This window comes from Thalassiella azotivora, assembly GCF_054781695.1.
Genome location: NZ_BAAGTX010000037.1, coordinates 1 through 19,499 on the forward strand (window position 1 = coordinate 1; position 19,499 = coordinate 19,499).

Genomic DNA, 19,499 nt, shown 5'->3' on the forward strand with positions numbered 1-19,499 from the left:
GGTCGGGGCCGCCGGTCAGGAACGGCGAGTAGCGGGTGTCCTGGTCGACGAACCGCTTCATCCAGGAGACCGTGAACTTGCCGATCGTCGAGTTCGACAGGTTCGGGGCGAAGTGGCTGGCGCCGTCCAGCTCCAGGTAGGCGCGGCTCGTCGAGGACGGCAGCGACTCGTAGAACGGGATCGCGTGGCTGCGCACCGAGGCGATGCTGTCGTTCTCGGCGCCGACGATCAGCTGCGGCACGGTGACACCGCTCCAGCGCTTCGTGGTGTGCCACGGCGTGAGGGGCACGGACGCCTTCAGCGCGGCATTGTCGTTCGAGGCCTCCAGCGAGCCCCCGCCGCCCATCGAGTGGCCGGCCACGGCGAGCCGGCTGGCGTCGACACGACCACGGACGCCGCTGCTGCCGGTGAGGTGGTCCAGCGCCGCCTGGAGCTGTCGGGCGCGGCTGCCCGGCTGGTCGTAGCGCGAGTTCGTGTCGATCGTGATGACGACGAAGCCGTGCGAGGCGAGTCGCTCGCCGAGCCAGGCGATGGAGGACTGCCCGGCGGTGAACCCGGGGGAGATCGCGACCCCGCCGAACGTGCCCTGGCTCGTGTCGGTGGGGTAGTAGATGGTGCCGCCGCCGAATCCGCGGGCCGACCACGACGAGACGCGTTCGGTCGCCACGCGGAACGGGCCGGAGCGTGCCTCGAGGGCGCTCTCGGTCGGAGCGGGCCCGCGCTCGTACGGGCTGTCGGCCTGGGCGGGCAGGGCGACACCGACCAGCGCGGTGGTGGTGACCACGCAGGCCGTGGCCAGCGAGGCCAGGCCCCGGCGGGTGCGTCAGGTGGCGGTCTGGAGCGGGGACATGAGCTACCTCGTGTCGTCGCTAGGGGATCGGGACGCCGTCCAGGCCACCAGGGGGCGGGTGGCGTGCGCATCGGTGGAACCACCGGTTCCGGCCCGCCCGGTCACCGGGCGGTCGTCACCGGGCGGTCGTCACCGGGTGGCGGTCACCGGGTGGCGGTCACCGGGGGCGCCTCACCAGGTGCCGGTGACCCGGTCCACGGTGAGCGCCAGCACCACCCGGCGGGGGTTGGGCCTCGGGGTGCGGTAGCGGCGGGCGTACCGGTCCTCGGCGTCGCGCACGTCCTGCGCGTCCGTGAGCACCCGAGTCGTGCCCTCCAGGGTGAGCCACCGGCGCCCGTCCACCTGGCACAGGGCCGCCCGCCCGCCGCGCGCCGCGTTGCGCGCCTTGACGGACGTGCCGGAGGTGATGACCCGGGCCAGGTGCCCGTCGGGGTCCCAGGTGAAGCCGACCGGCACGACGTGCGGGCGGCCGTCCGCACGCAGCGTCGTGAGCGTCGCCAGGTGGCGCTCGGTGAGCATCGCGGTGACGGCGTCCGGCAGCGCCGCCGGCGTCCCGGCCGTCGGGTCGAGGTCGAGCCGCACCGGGCCATCGTGGCAGACGGCGCCGCGCAAGGGCCGCCGGGCGGGACGGACCGCTCGCCGCGGCGCGGGAACCGCTCGCCGCGCGGCCCGGGCGCAGGCCCTGTCGGGTGCCGCCCGCGACCGGCAGGATGGGCGCATGGGCCGCTACGCCGAGACGCACCGCCGCAGCATCGAGGACCCCGACGGCTTCTGGGGCGAGGCCGCCCAGGCCGTCAGCTGGATCCGCCGACCGGACCGGGTGCTCGACGCGGACGCCGCCCCGCTGTACCGGTGGTTCACCGGCGGCGTGCTCAACACCTGCTACAACGCACTCGACCGGCACGTGGTCGCCGGGCACGGGGACCGCCTCGCGCTCGTGCACGACTCGCCCGTCACCGGCACCCGGCGCGAGCTGACCTACGCCCAGCTGACCGAGCAGGTGGCGCGCTTCGCCGGCGTGCTGCGCGCCCTGGGCGTCGGACGCGGCGACCGGGTGGTCGTCTACATGCCGATGGTGCCCGAGGCGGTCGTCGCGATGCTGGCGTGCGCTCGGATCGGCGCCGTGCACTCGGTGGTCTTCGGCGGTTTCGCGCCGTCGGAGCTGGCGGCGCGCATCGACGACGCCCGCCCGGTGGTGGTGGTCTCCGCGTCCTGCGGCATCGAGCCGACGCGGGTCGTGGAGTACAAGCCCATGCTGGACGCCGCCCTCGAGCGCGCCGAGCACCAGCCGCGGCACTGCGTGGTGCTGCAGCGCCGGCAGGCCCGCGCCGAGCTGGTCGACGGCCGCGACGTGGACTGGGCGACGGTGATGCGCGAGGGCGCGGTCGAGCCCGCCGAGTGCGTCGCGGTCGAGGCGACCGACCCGCTGTACGTCCTCTACACCTCCGGCACGACCGGCAGGCCGAAGGGCGTGGTGCGCGACAACGGCGGGCACGCCGTGGCGCTGACGTGGTCGATGGCGAACGTCTTCGACGTCGGGCCGGGCGACGTCCTGTTCACGGCCAGCGACGTCGGCTGGGTCGTCGGCCACTCCTACATCGTGTACGCGCCCCTGCTGGTGGGGGCCACCACCGTCCTCTACGAGGGCAAGCCCGTCGGCACCCCGGACGCCGGCGCCTTCTGGCGCGTCGTGGCCGACCACGGCGTGGACGTCCTCTTCACCGCCCCCACCGCGATCCGGGCCGTGAAGCGCGAGGACCCCGAGGGGACGCTGGTCGCCGACCACGACACCTCGAGCCTGCGCACGCTCTTCCTGGCCGGGGAGCGGCTCGACCCCGACACCTGGGCGTGGGCCGGTGAGCGACTCGGTGTCCCCGTCGTGGACAACTGGTGGCAGACCGAGACCGGGTGGCCGGTGGCGGCGAACCCGCGCGGGCTGGAGCCGATGCCGATCAAGCCGGGCTCGCCGTCCGTGCCGGTGCCGGGGTACGACGTGCACGTCCTCGACAGCGAGGGCCACCGCCTCGGGCCGGGGGAGGAGGGGGCGGTGTGCCTGCGCCTGCCGCTGCCGCCCGGCACGCTGCCGACGCTGTGGCAGGACGACGAGCGCTACGTCAGCGGCTACCTGTCGGCGTTCGAGGGCTACTACCTCACCGGCGACGGCGGCTACCTCGACGAGGACGGGTACCTGTACGTCCTGGGACGCACCGACGACGTCATCAACGTCGCGGGGCACCGGCTGTCCACCGGGTCGCTCGAGGCGGCGCTCGCCGGCCACCCCGCGGTGGCGGAGTGCGCGGTCATCGGCGTGGCCGACGAGCTCAAGGGGCAGCTGCCGCGCGCGCTGGTGGTCCTCAAGGGCGGCAGCGACGCCGACCCCCAGCAGGTCGCCGCGGAGTGCGTCCGCCGGGTGCGGGAGGAGGTCGGGCCGGTCGCGGCGCTCAAGCAGGTGGACGTCGTCCCCGCGCTGCCGAAGACGCGCTCGGGCAAGATCCTGCGCAAGACCATGCGGGAGATCGCCGACGGCCGCCAGCCCACGGTGCCCTCGACGATCGAGGACGTCACGGTGCTCGACGCCCTGCGCGGCGTCCTGCGTCCCTGACCGGGACGTCCCGGGGCACGTGCGCAGTGCCGGCGGGGCGCGCACGGGCGTCCGCACGGGCGTCCGCACCAGGGGTCCGCCCGTCGGGCCGAACGGCGTTCGCCTCGTCCGTGTGGGTTACGCTTCGACGCGCGGTCGAGTCCACCGCGTCCGTCCCCCACCCTCCCAGGAGGACCGCCGTCATGCCGTCGCAGCCCGCCGGTACCAGGACCCGCCTCCGGGTCCAGGCACCCGCCCGGTTGAGCCTCGAGACGGTGGTGGACGCGGCGATCGAGCTGCTCGACGCGGAGGGGCTGGGCGCGGTCACCACGCGCCGGGTGGCCGAGCGGCTCGACACCGGCCAGGCCAGCCTGTACGCGCACGTGCGCAACAAGGACGACCTGCTCGCCCGGGTGCTGGAGAAGGTGGTGGCGGACATCCCGCTGCCCACCGCCCGCGGCACGTGGCAGCAGCGCCTGCTGCGCTACGGCCGGCAGACCCGCAAGGGGCTGCTGGCCCACCCGGGTCTGTCCTCGGTCGCGCTCGCCAGCCCGCCGTCCGGGCGAGGCTGGGTCCGACGCGTGGAGTGGCTGACGACCCTGCTGCGCGGGGCCGGGCTACCGGACCGCGTCGTGGTGGGTGTCGTCGACCACGTGCACCTCGTGGTCGTGGCGAGCGCCCACGAGGAGGAGCTGTCCGCCCGTGGTGACGGCTCGGCCGCGCAGGGGCACTGGGCCCGCCGCGTCGGGGTGGACGACGACGTCCCCGGCGAGGACTTCCCGCACGCGGCCGAGGTGGCCCCGCTGGCCCTGTCCTCGTCCGCCGCGGACCGCTTCGACCGCGGTCTGCGGCTGCTCGTCGACGGCCTGGAGCAGCAGCTCACCACCGAGGGCTGAGCGGACGGACCCGCGCCGCCGAGCGTGGGCGGGCCGCCTCGGCGTCGGTCAGGAGCCGGCGGACTGCTGCGCGGCGACCTGGGCGTGGACCTTCTCCATGTCCAGCCCCTTGACCTGGCCGATGAGGTCCTCGAGCGCCGGTGCGGGCAGGGCGCCCGGCTGGGAGAAGACCAGCACGCCCTCGCGGAAGGCCATCAGGGTGGGGATGGACGTGATCTGGGCCGCCGACGCGAGCGACTGCTCGGCCTCGGTGTCGACCTTGCCGAACACCACGTCGGTGTGGGTCTGGGACGCCTTCTCGAAGACGGGGGCGAACTGCCGGCACGGACCGCACCAGGACGCCCAGAAGTCGACCAGCACGATGTCGTTGTCCCGCACGGTGCTCTCGAAGTCGCCTGCGGTGAGGTCTCGGGTGCTCATGGTTCCCTTCCGGATCTGCTGCGCGGTGCTCAGTGGTCGGCGGTTCGGCTCGATACCCGGCTGGGTATCGGTTGGGGGTGCAACGGCGAGGGGACGCGTTTTCTTCCCCGGTCGCTCCTCGACCGCCGTGCGGCTCACCGGGGACGCATGCTCCACCGTCCCCCGCAGGGCGGCCGGACGCCACCCGTGACGTGCCACGGCTGGACGCGGCGACGCCCACGCGGGACGATCGACGGGAAACCGAGGGACACGCACGCGACCACCGCCGGGGGGTGCCCGTGGACGACACCACCGCCGGCAACGCGCTCCTCGCCGACGTGCGCCGCCGCCGGGTCGAGCTGCTCGAGGCCATCACGACCCTCGAGCGGGCACTGGCCGCACCGGCCGGACCCCGCACCGGCGACTGGGCCCAACGCGTCCACGTCGCGCTCGTCGAGCTCGCCGGGGACCTGCGGGAGCACGTGCGCCTGAACGAGGCGCCGGACGGGCTGTTCGCCGACGTCGTGCGGCAGGCCCCGCGCCTGGCCGGTGCCGTCCGCCGGCTGTGCGCCGAGCACGAGCGCATCGGCCGGACGGTCACCGAGGTGCTCGGCCACGCCGACCGGCTCGTCGACGACGAGGCCCCCGGCCAGGACGCCGTCGACACCCTGCGCGGGGAGGCGACGACCCTGCTCGGGCTGCTGGTCCGGCACCGCCAGCACGGGTCCGACCTGGTGTTCGAGGCCTACGCCACCGACATCGGCGGTGAGACCTGACCGGCACGACCGGCCCGGCGCGGCTGCTGCTGCTCGCCGACACCCACCTGCCGAGGCGGGCGAAGGACCTGCCGGCGCAGGTGTGGGACGCCGTCGCCGCGGCCGACGTCGTCCTGCACGCCGGCGACTGGGTCGACGAGGCGGCGCTGGACGCCCTGCAGGCGCGTGCGCGGCGGCTCCTCGCCTGCCACGGCAACAACGACGGGCCCGCCCTGCGCCGCCGGCTGCCCGAGGTGGCCCGCGCGCGGATCGGTGGCCTGCGGTTCGCCGTGGTGCACGAGACCGGTCCCTCGCGCGGACGGGAGGAGCGCTGCGACGCCGCCTACCCGGACGTCGACGTGCTCGTGTTCGGGCACAGCCACATCCCCTGGGACACGGTCACCCCGCGCGGTGCTCGCCTGCTGAACCCCGGGTCGCCCACGGACCGCCGCCGCCAGCCGACGTGCACGTACGTGACCGCGGTGGCGGCCGACGGCGTCCTGTCCGACGTCCGGCTGCACCACCTGCCGCCGCGGACGTCGACGCGCACGGCCGCCCGGACGCCGGGGACCGCGGACCGCGGCCGCCGCTGACGCGCCGACCCGCGGCCCCGTGGCTACCGTGACGAGCATGCCCGCACACGACGAACGCACGGTCCTCGACGCCGTCCCCACCGGCCTGCTCGTCGGGGGGACGTGGCGCGACGCCGGCGGAGGCGAGCGGTTCGACGTGGTCGACCCGGCCACCGGCGAGACGCTGACCACGGTCGCGGACGCCACGCCGCAGGACGCCGTCGCCGCGCTGGACGCGGCCGTCGCCGCCCAGGCGGACTGGGCGGCCACGCCCCCGCGCGAGCGCGGGGAGGTCCTGCGCCGGGCGTTCGAGGCGCTGACGGCCCGCACCGACGAGCTCGCCCTGCTGATGACGCTGGAGATGGGCAAGTCGCTGGCCGAGTCCCGCGCCGAGGTCGTCTACGCCGCGGAGTTCCTGCGCTGGTTCTCCGAGGAGGCCGTGCGCGTGCACGGCCGCTACGCGGTGGCCCCGACCGGGGGGAGCCGGATGCTGACGACCCGCCAGCCCGTCGGCCCCTGCCTGCTCATCACGCCCTGGAACTTCCCGATGGCCATGGGGACCCGCAAGATCGGCCCAGCGGTGGCCGCCGGGTGCACGATGGTCGTCAAGCCCGCGTCCGCGACCCCGCTGTCGATGCTCGCGCTCGCGCAGGTGCTCCGGGACGCCGGCCTGCCGGACGGGGTGCTCAACGTCGTCACGACCTCGTCGAGCGGGTCGGTGATGGAGCCGCTGGTGCGCGACCCTCGGCTGCGCAAGCTGTCCTTCACCGGGTCGACGTCGGTCGGGCGGACCCTGGTCGAGCAGTCCGCGCAGCAGCTCCTGCGGGTGTCGATGGAGCTCGGCGGCAACGCGCCCTTCGTCGTCCTCGAGGACGCCGACCTCGACGCGGCCGTCGACGGCGCGGTCCAGGCCAAGATGCGCAACATCGGCGAGGCCTGCACCGCGGCGAACCGGTTCCACGTGCACGAGGACGTCGCGGAGGAGTTCACCCGGAAGCTCGCCGAGCGGATGGACGGTATGCGTCTGGGGCGGGGGACCGAGGACGGCGTGGAGGTCGGGCCTCTCGTGGACGCCGACCAGCTCGACACCGTCACCACGCTCGTCGGGGACGCGGTGGACCGCGGCGCCCGGGTCGTGGTGGGTGGCTCCGCCGTGGACGGTCCCGGCTTCTTCTACCGGCCGACGGTGCTGGCCGACGTGCCGGCCGACGCCCGGATCCTGCACGAGGAGGTCTTCGGGCCGGTCGCGCCCGTGACGACCTTCCGCACCGTCGACGAGGCCGTCGAGCAGGCCAACGACACCGAGTTCGGGCTCGTCGCCTACCTGTTCACGCGCGACCTGCAGCGGGCGCTGACCGTCAGCGAGCGGCTGCAGACCGGGATGGTCGGGCTGAACACCGGCGTGGTGTCGAACGCCTCCGCCCCGTTCGGCGGGGTAAAGGCCAGCGGGTTCGGCCGCGAGGGCGGCTTCGAGGGGATCGACGAGTACCTCGAGACGAAGTACGTGTCGATCGCCCTGTGACGGCCGGCCCCGCGGTGGCGGGACCGGCCGGCGGGTCAGAGCTTGTGGAGCCTGCTGGTCGGCAGGACGATCCGGCGCGTGTCGGACCGGAAGGCCACCACGCAGCACTCCTCGTCCACGGACACCACGCGGCCCATGCCGTGCCGGTCGTGGGTGACCCGGTCGTCGACCTCGAACCGCTGGGCGCTGGCCGCGGCGGCGCGCCGCTGGGCGGCGAAGGGGCTGGCGGCGAGCTCACGGCGGGGGGCGGGCGTGCGTCGGTTCATACCCCGAGTCTGCCTCGTCCGCGGGCCCCGTGGTGACGTTCGGTGAAGCGGATCCGGTCCGAACCGCCCGTGTCGGGCGCGTACGGTGACGCAACGCACAGGAGTCTCACGCTCGGTCGACCGTCAGGAGGCCGCGGACCTGGACGACGGAGCAGGTACCCGCGTCGGGGACACTGGTCCGGTGAGCCCCCTGTCACCCGAGCCGTCCGGGACCCGACGCGACGTCGTCGTTTTGGGGTCCACGGGATCGATCGGCACCCAGGCCCTCGACGTCGTCCGGCACCACCCCGACCGGTTCCGGGTGGTGGCGCTGGCCGCCGGGGGCGCGGACGTCGCGACCCTGGCCCGGCAGGCCGTCGCGCACGACGTGGAGCTCGTCGCCGTGGCCCGGCCCGACGCCGGCGAGGACCTGACCGCCGCGCTGGACGCCGCGGCCCGTGCCGCCGGCCGTCCCGGTCGCGTCCCCCGGGTCGTCACCGGTCCCGACGCCGCCACGCAGGCCGCGCGCCACCCCTGCGACGTCGTCCTCAACGGCATGACCGGCTCGATCGGGCTGGGGCCCACGCTCGCGGCGCTGGACGCCGGGCGCGTGCTGGCGCTGGCGAACAAGGAGTCCCTCATCGTCGGCGGCCCGCTCGTCACGGCGCTCGCCCGCCCGGGTCAGATCGTCCCGGTCGACTCCGAGCACTCGGCGATCGCCCAGTGCCTGCGCGGCGGCCGGGCGAGTGAGGTCCGCCGGCTCGTGCTGACGGCGTCCGGGGGACCGTTCCGCGGGTGCAGCCGCGCCGAGCTGGACGGCGTCACCCCGCAGCAGGCCCTGGCGCACCCCAACTTCGCGATGGGGCCGGTGATCACGACGAACTCCGCGACCCTGGTCAACAAGGGGCTCGAGGTCATCGAGGCGCACCTGCTCTTCGACGTCCCGTTCGACCGGGTCGACGTCGTCGTTCACCCGCAGCAGATGATCCACTCGATGGTGGAGTTCCACGACGGCTCCACGGTCGCCCAGATGGGCCCGCCGCGGATGCTCGTGCCGATCGCCCTCGGGCTGTCCTGGCCGGACCGGCTCCCGGACGTCGACGAGCCGTGCGACTGGGCCCGCGCCACCTCCTGGGACTTCGAGCCGCTGGACGACGAGGCGTTCCCCGCCGTCCGGCTGGCGCGGGAGGTGGGGGCGGCCGGCGGCGCGCTGCCCGCGGTCTACAACGCCGCGAACGAGGAGTGCGTGGCCGGCTTCCTGGCGGGGGCGGTGCCGTTCACCGGCATCGTGGACACGGTGGCCCGGGTGGTCGACGACGCCGTCGCCGGCGAGCGGGTCAAGGACGGAACGTCCGGGGCCGATCTGACGTTGCAGGACGTGCTGGCCGCGGAGACGTGGGCCCGGACCCGGGCGCGCGAGGTGCTCGGCCTGCCCGACGCCCGAGCCGCCGACGGCGCATCGGTCCACGGCGCATCGGTCCACGGAACAGAGGTCACGGAGGCCCGGGGATGACGGAGTGGCTCCAGTACGGGGGCGGTGTGCTGCTGTTCGTGGTGGTCGTCGCGCTGTCGATCGCCCTGCACGAGATCGGTCACCTCGTCCCGGCCAAGCTGTTCGGGGTCAAGGTCACCCAGTACATGGTCGGGTTCGGCCCCACGATGTGGTCGCGGCGCCGCGGCGAGACCGAGTACGGCGTCAAGTGGCTGCCGTTCGGCGGTTACATCCGCATGATCGGGATGTTCCCGCCCCGGCCGGGCGAGGACCCCGACACGGTGCGCGAGTCGTCCACCGGCGCCTTCCAGACCCTCGCCGACGACGCGAGGAGGCTGTCCGCGGCCGAGGTCGGTCCCGGCGACGCCGACCGGGTCTTCTGGAGGCTGCCCGCGCGCAAGAAGGTCGTCATCATGCTCGGCGGCCCGGTGATGAACCTCGTGCTCGGCACGCTGCTGCTCGGCGCCCTCGTGGTCGGCATCGGCAACCCCTCGCAGACCGTGACCACCACGACGGTGGAGGTGGTGAACGAGTGCATCGCGCCCGCCGGGACCCAGCGGACCGAGTGCGTCGACTCCGACCCCGTCGCCCCCGCCGCCGAGGCGGGGATCCAGCCGGGTGACGTCGTCGTCGGCTTCGACGGCCGGCCCGTCACCGAGTGGGACGAGGTGCGCGAGGCGATCCGCACCAGCGCCGGCGAGACGGTGCCCCTGGTCGTCGAGCGCGACGGCGAGCGGCTCGAGCTCGAGGTCACGCCCCGGCTCACGGAGGTCGCGGTCTACCGGGACGGCGAGGTCGTCCTCGACGCGGACGGGGCGGTGGTCACCGAGGAGGTGGGGTTCCTGGGCGTGAGCCCGGCCTTCCGCCTGGCCGACGGCAGCCTCGCCGACGTCCCCGGCGTGGTCGGTGACGCCGTCGCCCGCACCGCCGGGGTCGTGATCCGCCTGCCGCAGCGGATGGTGGACGTCGCCGAGGCCGCGTTCGGCGGTGCCGAGCGCGACCCGGAGGGTCCCATCGGGATCGTCGGCGTCGGCCGGCTCACCGGCGAGGTCGCCTCCCTCGACGAGTTCGACGCCGAGCAGAGGACCGCCAGCCTGCTCGGTCTGCTCGGCGGACTCAACATCGCCCTGTTCGTCTTCAACCTCATCCCGCTGCTCCCCCTGGACGGCGGTCACGTCGCCGGTGCCCTGTGGGAGGGGACGCGGCGCACCGTCGCCAAGGTCCTGCGGCGTCCCGACCCGGGCCCCGTCGACGTCGCGAAGGCGCTGCCGATCGCCTACGGCATGGCCGTCGTCCTCGTCGGGATGTCCGTGCTGCTGCTGTACGCCGACATCGTCCGGCCGATCACCCTCCGCGGCTGAGGCCGGTGCGGGGGTCGGCGCAGTCAGAGCCGTCAGAGCCGTCAGAACCGTCCGAGCCGTCCGAGCGGGCCGTTTCGCCGCCCGGGCCCGGCGCGGGCGATACTGGGCCCATGAGCGTCCCGGTCTCCCTCGGCATGCCCGCCGCCCCGCCGCCCGTCCTGGCCCCGCGCCGTCCCACGCGCAAGATCAAGGTCGGCAAGGTCGAGGTCGGCGGTGACGCCCCCGTCAGCGTCCAGTCGATGACGACCACCCCGACGACCGACGTCAACGCCACGCTCCAGCAGATCGCCGAGCTCACCGCGGCGGGCTGCGACATCGTCCGGGTGGCCTGCCCCAGCCAGGACGACGCCGACGCGCTGCCCGCGATCGCCACCAAGTCCCAGATCCCGGTGATCGCCGACATCCACTTCCAGCCGAAGTACGTCTACGCGGCGATCGACGCGGGCTGCGCCGCCGTCCGCGTCAACCCCGGCAACATCCGCAAGTTCGACGACCAGGTCAAGCAGATCGCCCAGGCGGCCAAGGACGCCGGCGTCAGCATCCGGATCGGGGTCAACGCCGGGTCCCTGGACCCGCGGCTGCTGGAGAAGTACGGCAAGCCGACGCCCGAGGCCCTCGTCGAGTCGGCCGTGTGGGAGGCCTCGCTGTTCGAGGAGCACGACTTCCACGACTTCAAGATCTCGGTCAAGCACAACGACCCCGTCGTGATGGTGCGGGCGTACCAGCTGCTGGCCGAGCGCGGCGACTGGCCGCTGCACCTCGGGGTCACCGAGGCCGGCCCGGCGTTCCAGGGCACGATCAAGTCCGCGACGGCGTTCGGCGCGCTGCTGAGCCAGGGCATCGGCGACACGATCCGGGTGTCGCTGTCCGCGCCGCCCGTCGAGGAGGTCAAGGTCGGCACCCAGATCCTGCAGTCGCTGAACCTGCGGCCGCGCAAGCTCGAGATCGTCTCCTGCCCCTCGTGCGGCCGCGCCCAGGTCGACGTCTACACGCTCGCGGACGAGGTCACCGCCGGCCTCGAGGGCATGGAGGTGCCGCTGCGGGTCGCGGTGATGGGGTGCGTCGTCAACGGCCCGGGGGAGGCCCGCGAGGCCGACCTCGGCGTCGCCTCCGGCAACGGCAAGGGGCAGATCTTCGTCAAGGGCGAGGTCATCAAGACCGTGCCCGAGTCGCAGATCGTCGAGACGCTCATCGAGGAGGCGATGCGCATCGCCGAGGAGATGGGCGAGCCGGTCGAGGGCAGCGCCCCCAGCGTCACGGTCGGCTGAGCCGGTCCGCGGCGCGCCAGGTCGCGGGCCCCGCCCGGGTCGGGACAGGATGCCGGGGTGCTGCGGTCACCGGTGAGGGTGCTCGACGACGGTGACGTCGACGAGCTCCTCGCCCTGTGCCACCGCGACCCCGTCGCCAACGTCTTCGTCGCCGGCCGGGTCGAGCAGGTCGGGTGCGACCCACGACGGCTCGGCGGGCAGCTGTGGGGCTGGTACCAGCGGGGCCGCCTGGTCTCGGCCTGCTGGGCGGGGGCGAACCTCGTCCCCGTCGAGCTCGTGCCCGAGGCGGTCGAGGCGTTCGCCCAGCGCGCGCGCCGCCACGGCCGCCGGTGCTCGTCGATCGTCGGGCCCTCCGACGCCGTCCTGGCGCTGTGGGACAGGCTGAGCCCGTCGTGGGGCCGCGCCCGCGAGGTCCGCGCGCACCAGCCGCTCATGGTCATCGACCACGACCCGCCGCTCCCCGGCGACCCGGGGGTCCGGCCCACCACCCGGGCCGACCTCGACGTCCTGCTGCCCGCGTGCGTGGCGATGTTCACCGAGGAGGTCGGGTACTCGCCCACCACGGGGGACGGCGGCGCGCTGTACCGGCAGCGCGTCACCGAGCTGGTCGACGCCGGTCGCTCCTTCGCCCGGGTCGACGTCGTCGACGGACGGCCCCAGGTCGTCTTCAAGGCCGAGCTCGGCGCCGTCAGCGAGCGGGTCGTGCAGGTGCAGGGCGTGTGGGTGGCGCCGGAGCGGCGCGGTGAGGGCCTGTCGGCCGCCGGGATGGCGTCCGTCGTGCGGCTCGCCCGGGCCGAGCGGCCGGTCACCGTCAGCCTCTACGTCAACGACTTCAACACCCGCGCCGTGGCCGCGTACCGCAGGGCCGGTTTCCGTACCGTCGGGGACTTCGCGACCGTGCTGTTCTGAGCGGCTGCCGCGGGCCGGGACCCGGGTGGCCTGCGTGCCGGGCGGGCGCGGCGCCGCCGATAGGCTCGCCCTCATGATCCAGCGGATGTCCACCCTGTTCCTGCGCACCCTGCGGGAGGACCCGGCCGACGCGGAGGTCCCCAGCCACCGGCTGCTCGTGCGCGCCGGGTACGTGCGCCGCGCGGCGCCCGGCATCTACTCGTGGCTGCCGCTGGGCTACCAGGTGTACCGCAACGTCGAGCGCGTCGTCCGTGAGGAGATGGACGCGATGGGCGCGCAGGAGGTGCACTTCCCCGCGCTGCTGCCCAAGGAGCCCTACGAGGCCTCCAACCGCTGGGTCGAGTACGGCGACAACCTCTTCCGGCTCAAGGACCGCAAGGGCGCCGACTACCTGCTCGGGCCCACCCACGAGGAGATGTTCACCCTCCTGGTCAAGGACCTGTGCTCGTCGTACAAGGACCTGCCGCTGTCGATCTACCAGATCCAGACCAAGTACCGGGACGAGGCGCGCCCGCGCGCCGGGCTGCTGCGCGGTCGCGAGTTCGTGATGAAGGACTCCTACTCCTTCGACGTCGACGACGCGGGCCTCGAGGCCGCCTACCAGCGGCACCGCGACGCGTACATCCGGATCTTCGACCGGCTGGGGATGGACTACGTCGTCGTCGCCGCGATGTCCGGTGCGATGGGGGGCTCCGCCTCGGAGGAGTTCCTCGTGCCCGCCGTCAACGGCGAGGACACCTTCGTCCGGTGCACCTCGTGCGACTACGCCGCCAACGTCGAGGCCGTGCGCGTCGCCGTCCCGGACGCCGTCCCCGCCGACGACGCGCCCGCCGCGCACGTCGAGGACACGCCCGGCACCCCGACGATCGAGACGCTCGTCGAGCACCTCAACGACGCGTTCGCGCGCCAGGACCGCCCCTGGACCGCGGCCGACACCCTGAAGAACGTGCTCGTCGTGCTCGTCCACCCGGACGGCAGCCGCGAGCCCCTGGCCGTGGGCGTGCCGGGCGACCGGGAGGTCGACGCCAAGCGCCTCGAGGCGCAGGTGTCACCCGCCGAGGTCGAGGCGTTCACCGAGGCCGACTTCGCCGCCCACCCCGCCCTCGCCAAGGGCTACATCGGTCCCGGCGTGCTGGGGGAGGAGCGCGCCAGTGGCATCCGGTACCTCGTCGACCCCCGCGTCGTCGACGGGACCCGCTGGGTCACCGGCGCCGACGTCGACGGCCGGCACGTCCTCGACCTCGTCGCCGGCCGCGACTTCACCGCCGACGGCACGATCGAGGCCGCCGAGGTGCGCGACGGCGACGCCTGCCCGGCGTGCGGCGCCGCGCTGGAGACGGCCCGCGGCATCGAGATGGGCCATATCTTCCAGCTCGGCCGCAAGTACGCCGAGGCGCTCGACCTCAAGGTCCTCGACGAGAACGGCAAGCTCGTCACCGTCACGATGGGCTCGTACGGCATCGGCGTCTCCCGCGCCGTGGCCGCGATCGTCGAGAACTCCCACGACGAGCTCGGCATCGTCTGGCCCCGCGAGGTCGCGCCCGCCGACGTCCACCTCGTCGCGACCGGCAAGGACGAGGCGGTGCTGGCCGCCGCCGAGGAGCTCGCCGCCGGGCTCGACGCCGCCGGGGTCCGCGTGCTCTTCGACGACCGGTACAAGGTCTCGCCCGGGGTGAAGTTCAAGGACGCCGAGCTCGTGGGCGTGCCGACCATCGTCACCGTGGGCAAGCGACTCGCGGACGGCGTCGTCGAGGTCAAGGACCGGGCGACGGGCGAGCGCACCGACGTGGCGGTGGCGGACGCCGTCGAGCACCTGCGCGCGCTGTGCCGCTGACCCCCCGACGGCGCTGACCGTGGAGGTCGCCGAGCTCGGCTGGACGACGATCGCCCTGCTGCTCCTCGCGGGGTTCGCCGCGGGCTGGGTGGACGCGGTCGTCGGCGGGGGAGGCCTGGTCCAGCTGCCGGCGCTGCTGCTGGTGCCCGGGGTGAGCCCCCTGCAGGCGCTGGCCACCAACAAGCTCGCGAGCGTCTCCGGGACGGTGACCAGCGCCGTCACCTACTACCGGCGGGTCCGGCCCGACCTGCGCACCGCGCTGCCGATGGCGGCGCTCGCCGGGGGCGGGTCCGCGGTGGGCGCTGCCGCCGCGAGCCTGCTGCCGGCGGGGGTGTTCCGGCCGGTCATCGTCGTGGCCCTGCTCGCCGTCCTCGCCTACACGCTCGCACGGCCCGCCCTGGGTGAGGCCACCGCCCTGCGCTGGCACGGCCGGCGCCACCACGTGGCGGCCGGCGTCACCGGGCTCGTCATCGGCTTCTACGACGGCATCCTCGGACCGGGCACCGGGTCGTTCCTGGTGTTCGCGCTCGTGGGGCTGCTCGGCTACGCCTTCCTCGAGGCCAGCGCCAAGGCCAAGATCGTCAACGTGGCCACCAACCTCGGCGCGCTCGCCGTCTTCATCCCGCAGGGCGCCCCGATGTGGGCGCTCGGCCTGGCGATGGGGGCCGCCAACGTCGTCGGCGGGTACACCGGCGCCCGGACCGCGGTCGCGAAGGGCAGCGGCTTCGTCCGCGTCGTCTTCGTCGTGGTCGTCGGCGTGCTGGTGCTGCGGCTGGGGTACCAGGTCCTCACGGGGCGCTGAGCGAGCGCCTGTGCTCGCGTCGCCCACCGCGTGCCCCGCCAGACGGGCGGACGGTCCGCGTCCGGCGTGGCCGGGTCAGCCGGTCGGGGGAGGTGGCGCCAGGGCCCCCCAGCGGAGGGCGTGCAGGACGGCGTCGACGTGCAGGGCGACCGCCGCCCGGCGCAGGGCGCCCTGCGAGCGGGGCACCAGGGCGAGTGCGCCCGCGGCCTGGCCGAGCTCGATCCGCCCGGCGAGGTCGCGGGCCGCGGACGCGTCGGCCACCGGCTCGGGCAGCCGGTACCCCGGGGCGGGCGGTGGCGCCGTCCGGCCGGCCCCCCGCAGCACCGCCGCCAGGTCGTCGGCCGTCGCGCGGTGGCGTTCCACAGCGGCCGCCGCGGCGTCCCGCTCGGCACCCTCCAGCCGCACGGCCAGGGCCTGCAGGCCCTGCGCGGCGGCGTGCTCGCCCTCCAGGAGTGCGGTCAGCGACGCGGCGGCCTCCTCGTCGAGCCCGTCGACCACCGGCCGGTCGTCCTCCGCGGTGGGGCCGCCCGGGCCGTCGGTCGTGGGGGACGCCGTCGGGGCGGTGCCCGGTGCCGCGGTCGCCGCTGCCGCGGTGCCCGGGGCCGCGGTGCCCGGGGCTGGCGCCGTCTCGCCGACCGGGACCACCGGCCCGGGGACCACCGGTGCGGGCAGGCCGAGGCCGGTGGCCAGCCGGCGTGCCTGCACGGCGCGGGCGCCGCCGACCTGGGTGAGCAGGGCCGCCAGCGCCGGTCCCGTCGAGAGCGCGTCGGTCAGCGCCTGCGAGGCGGCCACCCCGTGCCGTGCCAGCAGGTCCGGGCCCGGCGCGACGCCGGGGACGACGGGCGGGGGCGCCTCGCCCTCGACGGCGGGCGGCCGGGCACCGAGCGCCTCCGCGTGGACGGCGTGCTGGGCCACGAGCTCGTCCAGCAGCGCGACGTCGGGACGTGTCCGGCGCAGCGCGCCGCAGGCGAGCAGCAGCTCGCCGGCCGCCCCGGCGGCGCGGCGGCGCGCCAGCTCGTCCTCGTCCGGTGCGGGCGTGGTCGGCGGGTCCTGCTCGCGGCGGACCGACCCGAGGTCGACCCCGCACGCGGTGAGCAGCGACGCGGTGCCCGCGGTCAGCAGGGCGGCCCGCAGGAGGTCCCGGCGGGACGGTCCGGGGCCGGGTCCGGCGGTCGGTGCCGACGGGTGCGCCGGGGCCCGACGCGCGGGGGGTCGGGGCGGGTCGGGCGAGGGCACCGGGCGATCCTGCCACGCGGCTCGGCGTCTCCTGCGGAGCGGTTAGGGTGGCCGCACCACAACACCACATCGCCTGGAGGTACGCCGTGGTCGCGCACGGGTCGGACGCACTCGACCACCTGCTCACCTCGGTGGTGACGGACGCCGGTCTGGTGCTCGAGGGCGTCACCGTCGCGCCCGCGGGCCGGCGCCGGGTGGTCCGCGTCGTCGTCGACCTGCCCGAGGAGGCCACCGGGGAGCTCGACCTCGACCGCGTCGCGGACGTCTCCCGGGCCGTGTCCTGCGCGCTCGACGAGTCGGACGCCCTCGGCGGCACCCCGTACGTGCTGGAGGTGACCTCCCCGGGGGTGGACCGGCCGCTGACGGAGCGCAGGCACTGGGCCCGCGCCCGGGGCCGGCTGGTCACCGTCCGGGTCGGCGACGCCGACCTCACCGGGCGGGTGCGAGCCGTGCGCGGTGGCCAGGTCGTGCTGGAGGTGGACGGCTCCGAGCGGGCCGTCGACCTCGCGGACCTCGGGCCCGGTCGCGTGCAGGTGGAGTTCTCCCGCCGCGACGAGGAGGGCGACGTGGACGAGGCGGACGACGTGGTCGACGCGGACGACGTGGTCGACGCGGACGACGTGGACGAGGGCGTCGACGGAGCGGACGACGAGCCGGAGGACGGCACAGCGGCGCCCGGGGACGGGCACCAGGACAGGACGGAGGTGGGCTGACGTGGACATCGACCTCGCCGCCCTGCGGATGCTCGAGCGCGAGAAGGAGGTGCCGTTCGACGTCCTGGTCCAGGCCATCGAGGCCGCCCTGCTGGTCGCCTACCACCGCACCGAGGGCGCGCAGCAGCACGCCCGCGTCGAGCTGGACCGCAAGAGCGGCCACGTCGTGGTGTGGGCGGCGGAGACCGACGACGATGGGCAGGTGCTCCGCGAGTACGACGACACGCCGACCGGTTTCGGCCGGATCGCCGCGACCACGGCCAAGCAGGTCATCCTGCAGCGCCTGCGCGACGTCGAGGACGAGCAGGTGCTCGGCGAGTTCCGGGGCCGGGAGGGCGACATCGTCTCCGGCGTCATCCAGCAGGGGCACGACCGCCGGATGGTGCACGTCGACCTCGGCACGGTCGAGGCCGTGCTCCCGCCGTCGGAGCAGGTGCCAGGGGAGCGGTACGAGCACGGCTCGCGCATCCGCGCCTTCGTCGTGGGGGTGCGCAAGGGCCCCAAGGGCCCGTCCATCACGCTGTCCAGGACCCACCCGAACCTCGTCCGCAAGCTGTTCGCGCTCGAGGTGCCCGAGGTCGCCGACGGCACGGTCGAGATCATGGCGCTGGCCCGCGAGGCGGGGCACCGCACGAAGATCGCCGTCCGCTCGCGGGTCGCGGGCGTGAACGCCAAGGGCGCGTGCATCGGCCCGATGGGCCAGCGGGTGCGGGCGGTGATGGCCGAGCTGCACGGGGAGAAGATCGACATCGTCGACCACGTGGAGGAGCCCCGGGCCTTCATCGCCCAGGCGCTCTCGCCGGCCCGCGTGTCGAGCGTGACCGTGGTGGACGAGGCGACCCGCTCCGCGCGGGTCGTGGTGCCCGACTACCAGCTCTCGCTGGCCATCGGCAAGGAGGGCCAGAACGCCCGGCTCGCGGCCAAGCTGACCGGGTGGCGGATCGACATCCGGCCGGACACCGCGCCGGGTGACGACGCCGCGGCGGGGGCCGGTGGGGTCGCCGGCGTGGTGGCGAGCCCCTCCGGGACGTCCGAGCGGGTGGGCGGGGCCGGCGGGCGCGGGAACACGTCGGCACCGGCGGAGCGCTAGACTGGACGAGACCACCCGGCCCAGCCGGCGGTCCGAGCACGCCGCGGCACCTGGCCGCTCACCCGACGAGGGTGGGCACCGGCCGCTGCGGACGTGCGTGGGCTGCCGGGGACGCGCCGAGAGGTCACGGCTGCTGCGAGTGGTGGTGGCCCGGGACGACGGCGCGGCAGCCGCGGGGAGCACCCCGGACGTCGTGGTCGTGGTACCGGATCCCCGCCGCCGGCTGCCGGGGCGGGGCGCCTGGTTGCATCCCGACCCGGTGTGCCTCGACCTCGCCGAGCGCCGGCGGGCACTGGCCCGGGCCCTGAGAACGGGTACCGCGGTGGACGCCGGTCCGGTGCGGGCCCACCTCGAGAGCGGTTCGACAGGGTCCTGAACCCGGCGGGAACGGCGCGCCCGGCCTCGCCCGGCAGCCGGCCCGAACAGCACCACCAGCACGACCAGCACGAGTCCACACCGTCGAGATCGGAAGCGGGTCAGCATCTGATGGGCACCCGATGAGCTCCCAGCGATGAACGCCCCACAGCACTAACGACGGTCCGCGCCTGTCCGAGGCCCGGACCAGACAGGAGAGACGTGGCAAAGGTCCGGGTCTACGAGCTCGCCAAGGAGCTCGGCATCACGAGCAAGGTCGCGATGGCCAAGCTCCAGGACATGGGAGAGTTCGTGAGGTCGGCGTCGTCGACCATCGAGCCCCCCGTGGTCCGCAAGCTGAAGGACGCCTTCCCGCAGGGCGGGGCCGGTGAGGCCCCCGCGAAGCCCGCGGCGAGGAAGTCCGCGAAGACGTCCACCGCCAAGCCGGGGCCGGCCAAGCCGGCCGCCGCCGAGGCGCCCTCGTCCGACGGTGCGTCCGGTGACGCCTCCGGCGGCTCCCAGGCGCCCGCGTCGGAGCCCGCCGCGCAGGCGCCGGCCGCACCGGCCCCCGGCCCCCGGCCGGCGCCGGCTCCCAAGCCCGGCGCCCCCGCCGAGGAGCC

Annotated in this window: 20 protein-coding genes; 15 read left to right on the forward strand and 5 right to left on the reverse strand. The window is 75.0% G+C overall.

Features of this window, described 5'->3' with window-relative positions; genetic code table 11:
• Positions 1-808, reverse strand: an 808-nt coding sequence (locus ACYVQV_RS18365; RefSeq protein WP_461024784.1) for an alpha/beta hydrolase family protein, incomplete at its 3' end; no start/stop codon positions are given.
• Between the two features lie 213 nt (positions 809-1,021).
• A complete protein-coding gene (locus tag ACYVQV_RS18370; RefSeq protein WP_461024768.1) occupies positions 1,022-1,432 on the reverse strand; it encodes a pyridoxamine 5'-phosphate oxidase family protein in 411 nt (136 codons plus the stop codon).
• Between ACYVQV_RS18370 and ACYVQV_RS18375 the strand changes: the two genes are divergently transcribed.
• The gene (locus tag ACYVQV_RS18375) at positions 1,374-3,452 is read left to right on the forward strand and encodes a propionyl-CoA synthetase (RefSeq protein ID WP_461024785.1); all 2,079 of its coding nucleotides are present in this window, start codon (positions 1,374-1,376) and stop codon (positions 3,450-3,452) included. The two genes, ACYVQV_RS18370 and ACYVQV_RS18375, sit on opposite strands and share 59 nt — an antisense overlap.
• Before the next feature lie 182 nt (positions 3,453-3,634).
• Positions 3,635-4,327 (forward strand): TetR/AcrR family transcriptional regulator C-terminal domain-containing protein, encoded by a 693-nt coding sequence (locus ACYVQV_RS18380; RefSeq protein WP_461024769.1) that lies wholly within the window; start codon positions 3,635-3,637, stop codon positions 4,325-4,327.
• A gap of 48 nt (positions 4,328-4,375) precedes the next feature.
• Here the strand turns inward: ACYVQV_RS18380 and trxA are convergent, their stop codons facing one another.
• Positions 4,376-4,747: a thioredoxin gene (gene trxA, locus ACYVQV_RS18385; RefSeq protein ID WP_461024770.1), complete on the reverse strand. Its 372-nt coding sequence runs from the start codon at positions 4,745-4,747 to the stop codon at positions 4,376-4,378.
• Positions 4,748-5,025: 278 nt separating this feature from the next.
• Here trxA and ACYVQV_RS18390 point away from each other — a divergent pair, with 278 nt between their 5' ends.
• The 3 genes from ACYVQV_RS18390 (at position 5,026) to ACYVQV_RS18400 (ending at position 7,575) form a co-directional block, all read left to right on the forward strand.
• The gene (locus ACYVQV_RS18390) at positions 5,026-5,502 is read left to right on the forward strand and encodes a hypothetical protein (RefSeq protein ID WP_461024771.1); all 477 of its coding nucleotides are present in this window, start codon (positions 5,026-5,028) and stop codon (positions 5,500-5,502) included.
• A gap of 80 nt (positions 5,503-5,582) precedes the next feature.
• Positions 5,583-6,074: a metallophosphoesterase family protein gene (locus tag ACYVQV_RS18395; RefSeq protein ID WP_461024772.1), complete on the forward strand. Its 492-nt coding sequence runs from the start codon at positions 5,583-5,585 to the stop codon at positions 6,072-6,074.
• Positions 6,075-6,111: 37 nt separating this feature from the next.
• Positions 6,112-7,575, forward strand: a complete 1,464-nt coding sequence (locus tag ACYVQV_RS18400; protein WP_461024773.1) for an NAD-dependent succinate-semialdehyde dehydrogenase — start codon at positions 6,112-6,114, stop codon at positions 7,573-7,575.
• 35 nt (positions 7,576-7,610) lie between these two features.
• Here the strand turns inward: ACYVQV_RS18400 and ACYVQV_RS18405 are convergent, their stop codons facing one another.
• Entirely contained in the window at positions 7,611-7,841 is a 231-nt protein-coding gene (locus ACYVQV_RS18405; protein ID WP_461024774.1) for a CarD family transcriptional regulator, read from the reverse strand.
• Between the two features lie 190 nt (positions 7,842-8,031).
• Between ACYVQV_RS18405 and dxr the strand changes: the two genes are divergently transcribed.
• From dxr to ACYVQV_RS18435, 6 genes are all read left to right on the forward strand, one after another.
• Positions 8,032-9,333, forward strand: a complete 1,302-nt coding sequence (gene dxr, locus ACYVQV_RS18410) for a 1-deoxy-D-xylulose-5-phosphate reductoisomerase (RefSeq protein ID WP_461024786.1) — start codon at positions 8,032-8,034, stop codon at positions 9,331-9,333.
• The gene (locus ACYVQV_RS18415; RefSeq protein WP_461024775.1) at positions 9,330-10,673 is read left to right on the forward strand and encodes a M50 family metallopeptidase; all 1,344 of its coding nucleotides are present in this window, start codon (positions 9,330-9,332) and stop codon (positions 10,671-10,673) included. The genes dxr and ACYVQV_RS18415 overlap by 4 nt, the downstream gene beginning before the upstream one ends.
• Positions 10,674-10,783: 110 nt before the next feature.
• The gene (gene ispG / locus ACYVQV_RS18420) at positions 10,784-11,941 is read left to right on the forward strand and encodes a flavodoxin-dependent (E)-4-hydroxy-3-methylbut-2-enyl-diphosphate synthase (protein ID WP_461024776.1); all 1,158 of its coding nucleotides are present in this window, start codon (positions 10,784-10,786) and stop codon (positions 11,939-11,941) included.
• Positions 11,942-11,998: 57 nt separating this feature from the next.
• Complete coding sequence (locus tag ACYVQV_RS18425; protein WP_461024777.1) at positions 11,999-12,850, forward strand: GNAT family N-acetyltransferase; 852 nt, start codon at positions 11,999-12,001, stop codon at positions 12,848-12,850.
• Between the two features lie 73 nt (positions 12,851-12,923).
• Positions 12,924-14,684, forward strand: a complete 1,761-nt coding sequence (locus ACYVQV_RS18430) for a proline--tRNA ligase (protein WP_461024778.1) — start codon at positions 12,924-12,926, stop codon at positions 14,682-14,684.
• Between the two features lie 13 nt (positions 14,685-14,697).
• Positions 14,698-15,486 carry a TSUP family transporter gene (locus tag ACYVQV_RS18435; protein ID WP_461024787.1) on the forward strand — a complete coding sequence of 263 codons (789 nt, stop codon included), beginning with the start codon at positions 14,698-14,700 and terminating at the stop codon, positions 15,484-15,486.
• A gap of 75 nt (positions 15,487-15,561) precedes the next feature.
• Here the strand turns inward: ACYVQV_RS18435 and ACYVQV_RS18440 are convergent, their stop codons facing one another.
• The gene (locus ACYVQV_RS18440) at positions 15,562-16,722 is read right to left on the reverse strand and encodes a DUF4439 domain-containing protein (protein ID WP_461024779.1); all 1,161 of its coding nucleotides are present in this window, start codon (positions 16,720-16,722) and stop codon (positions 15,562-15,564) included.
• Between ACYVQV_RS18440 and ACYVQV_RS18445 the strand changes: the two genes are divergently transcribed.
• From ACYVQV_RS18445 to ACYVQV_RS18460, 4 genes are all read left to right on the forward strand, one after another.
• Positions 16,662-17,435, forward strand: coding sequence for a ribosome maturation factor RimP (locus ACYVQV_RS18445; protein ID WP_461024780.1), 774 nt, complete (start codon positions 16,662-16,664; stop codon positions 17,433-17,435). The two genes, ACYVQV_RS18440 and ACYVQV_RS18445, sit on opposite strands and share 61 nt — an antisense overlap.
• 1 nt (position 17,436) lies before the next feature.
• On the forward strand, positions 17,437-18,525 hold the full coding sequence (gene nusA / locus ACYVQV_RS18450; protein WP_461024781.1) for a transcription termination factor NusA: 1,089 nt from the start codon (positions 17,437-17,439) through the stop codon (positions 18,523-18,525).
• 145 nt (positions 18,526-18,670) lie between these two features.
• On the forward strand, positions 18,671-18,901 hold the full coding sequence (locus ACYVQV_RS18455) for a DUF448 domain-containing protein (protein WP_461024782.1): 231 nt from the start codon (positions 18,671-18,673) through the stop codon (positions 18,899-18,901).
• 200 nt (positions 18,902-19,101) lie between these two features.
• On the forward strand, positions 19,102-19,499 hold a 398-nt coding region (locus ACYVQV_RS18460), incomplete at its 3' end, for a translation initiation factor IF-2 N-terminal domain-containing protein (RefSeq protein WP_461024783.1).

Excerpts from the sequence above, each read along its gene's own strand:
- ACYVQV_RS18380 (WP_461024769.1), top strand. The coding sequence starts at position 3,635 with ATGCCGTCGCAGCCCGCCGGTACCAGGACCCGCCTCCGGGTCCAGGCA.
- trxA (WP_461024770.1), bottom strand. The coding sequence starts at position 4,747 with ATGAGCACCCGAGACCTCACCGCAGGCGACTTCGAGAGCACCGTGCGG.
- ACYVQV_RS18400 (WP_461024773.1), top strand. The coding sequence starts at position 6,112 with ATGCCCGCACACGACGAACGCACGGTCCTCGACGCCGTCCCCACCGGC.
- ACYVQV_RS18405 (WP_461024774.1), bottom strand. The coding sequence starts at position 7,841 with ATGAACCGACGCACGCCCGCCCCCCGCCGTGAGCTCGCCGCCAGCCCC.
- ACYVQV_RS18415 (WP_461024775.1), top strand. The coding sequence starts at position 9,330 with ATGACGGAGTGGCTCCAGTACGGGGGCGGTGTGCTGCTGTTCGTGGTG.
- ispG (WP_461024776.1), top strand. The coding sequence starts at position 10,784 with ATGAGCGTCCCGGTCTCCCTCGGCATGCCCGCCGCCCCGCCGCCCGTC.
- ACYVQV_RS18430 (WP_461024778.1), top strand. The coding sequence starts at position 12,924 with ATGATCCAGCGGATGTCCACCCTGTTCCTGCGCACCCTGCGGGAGGAC.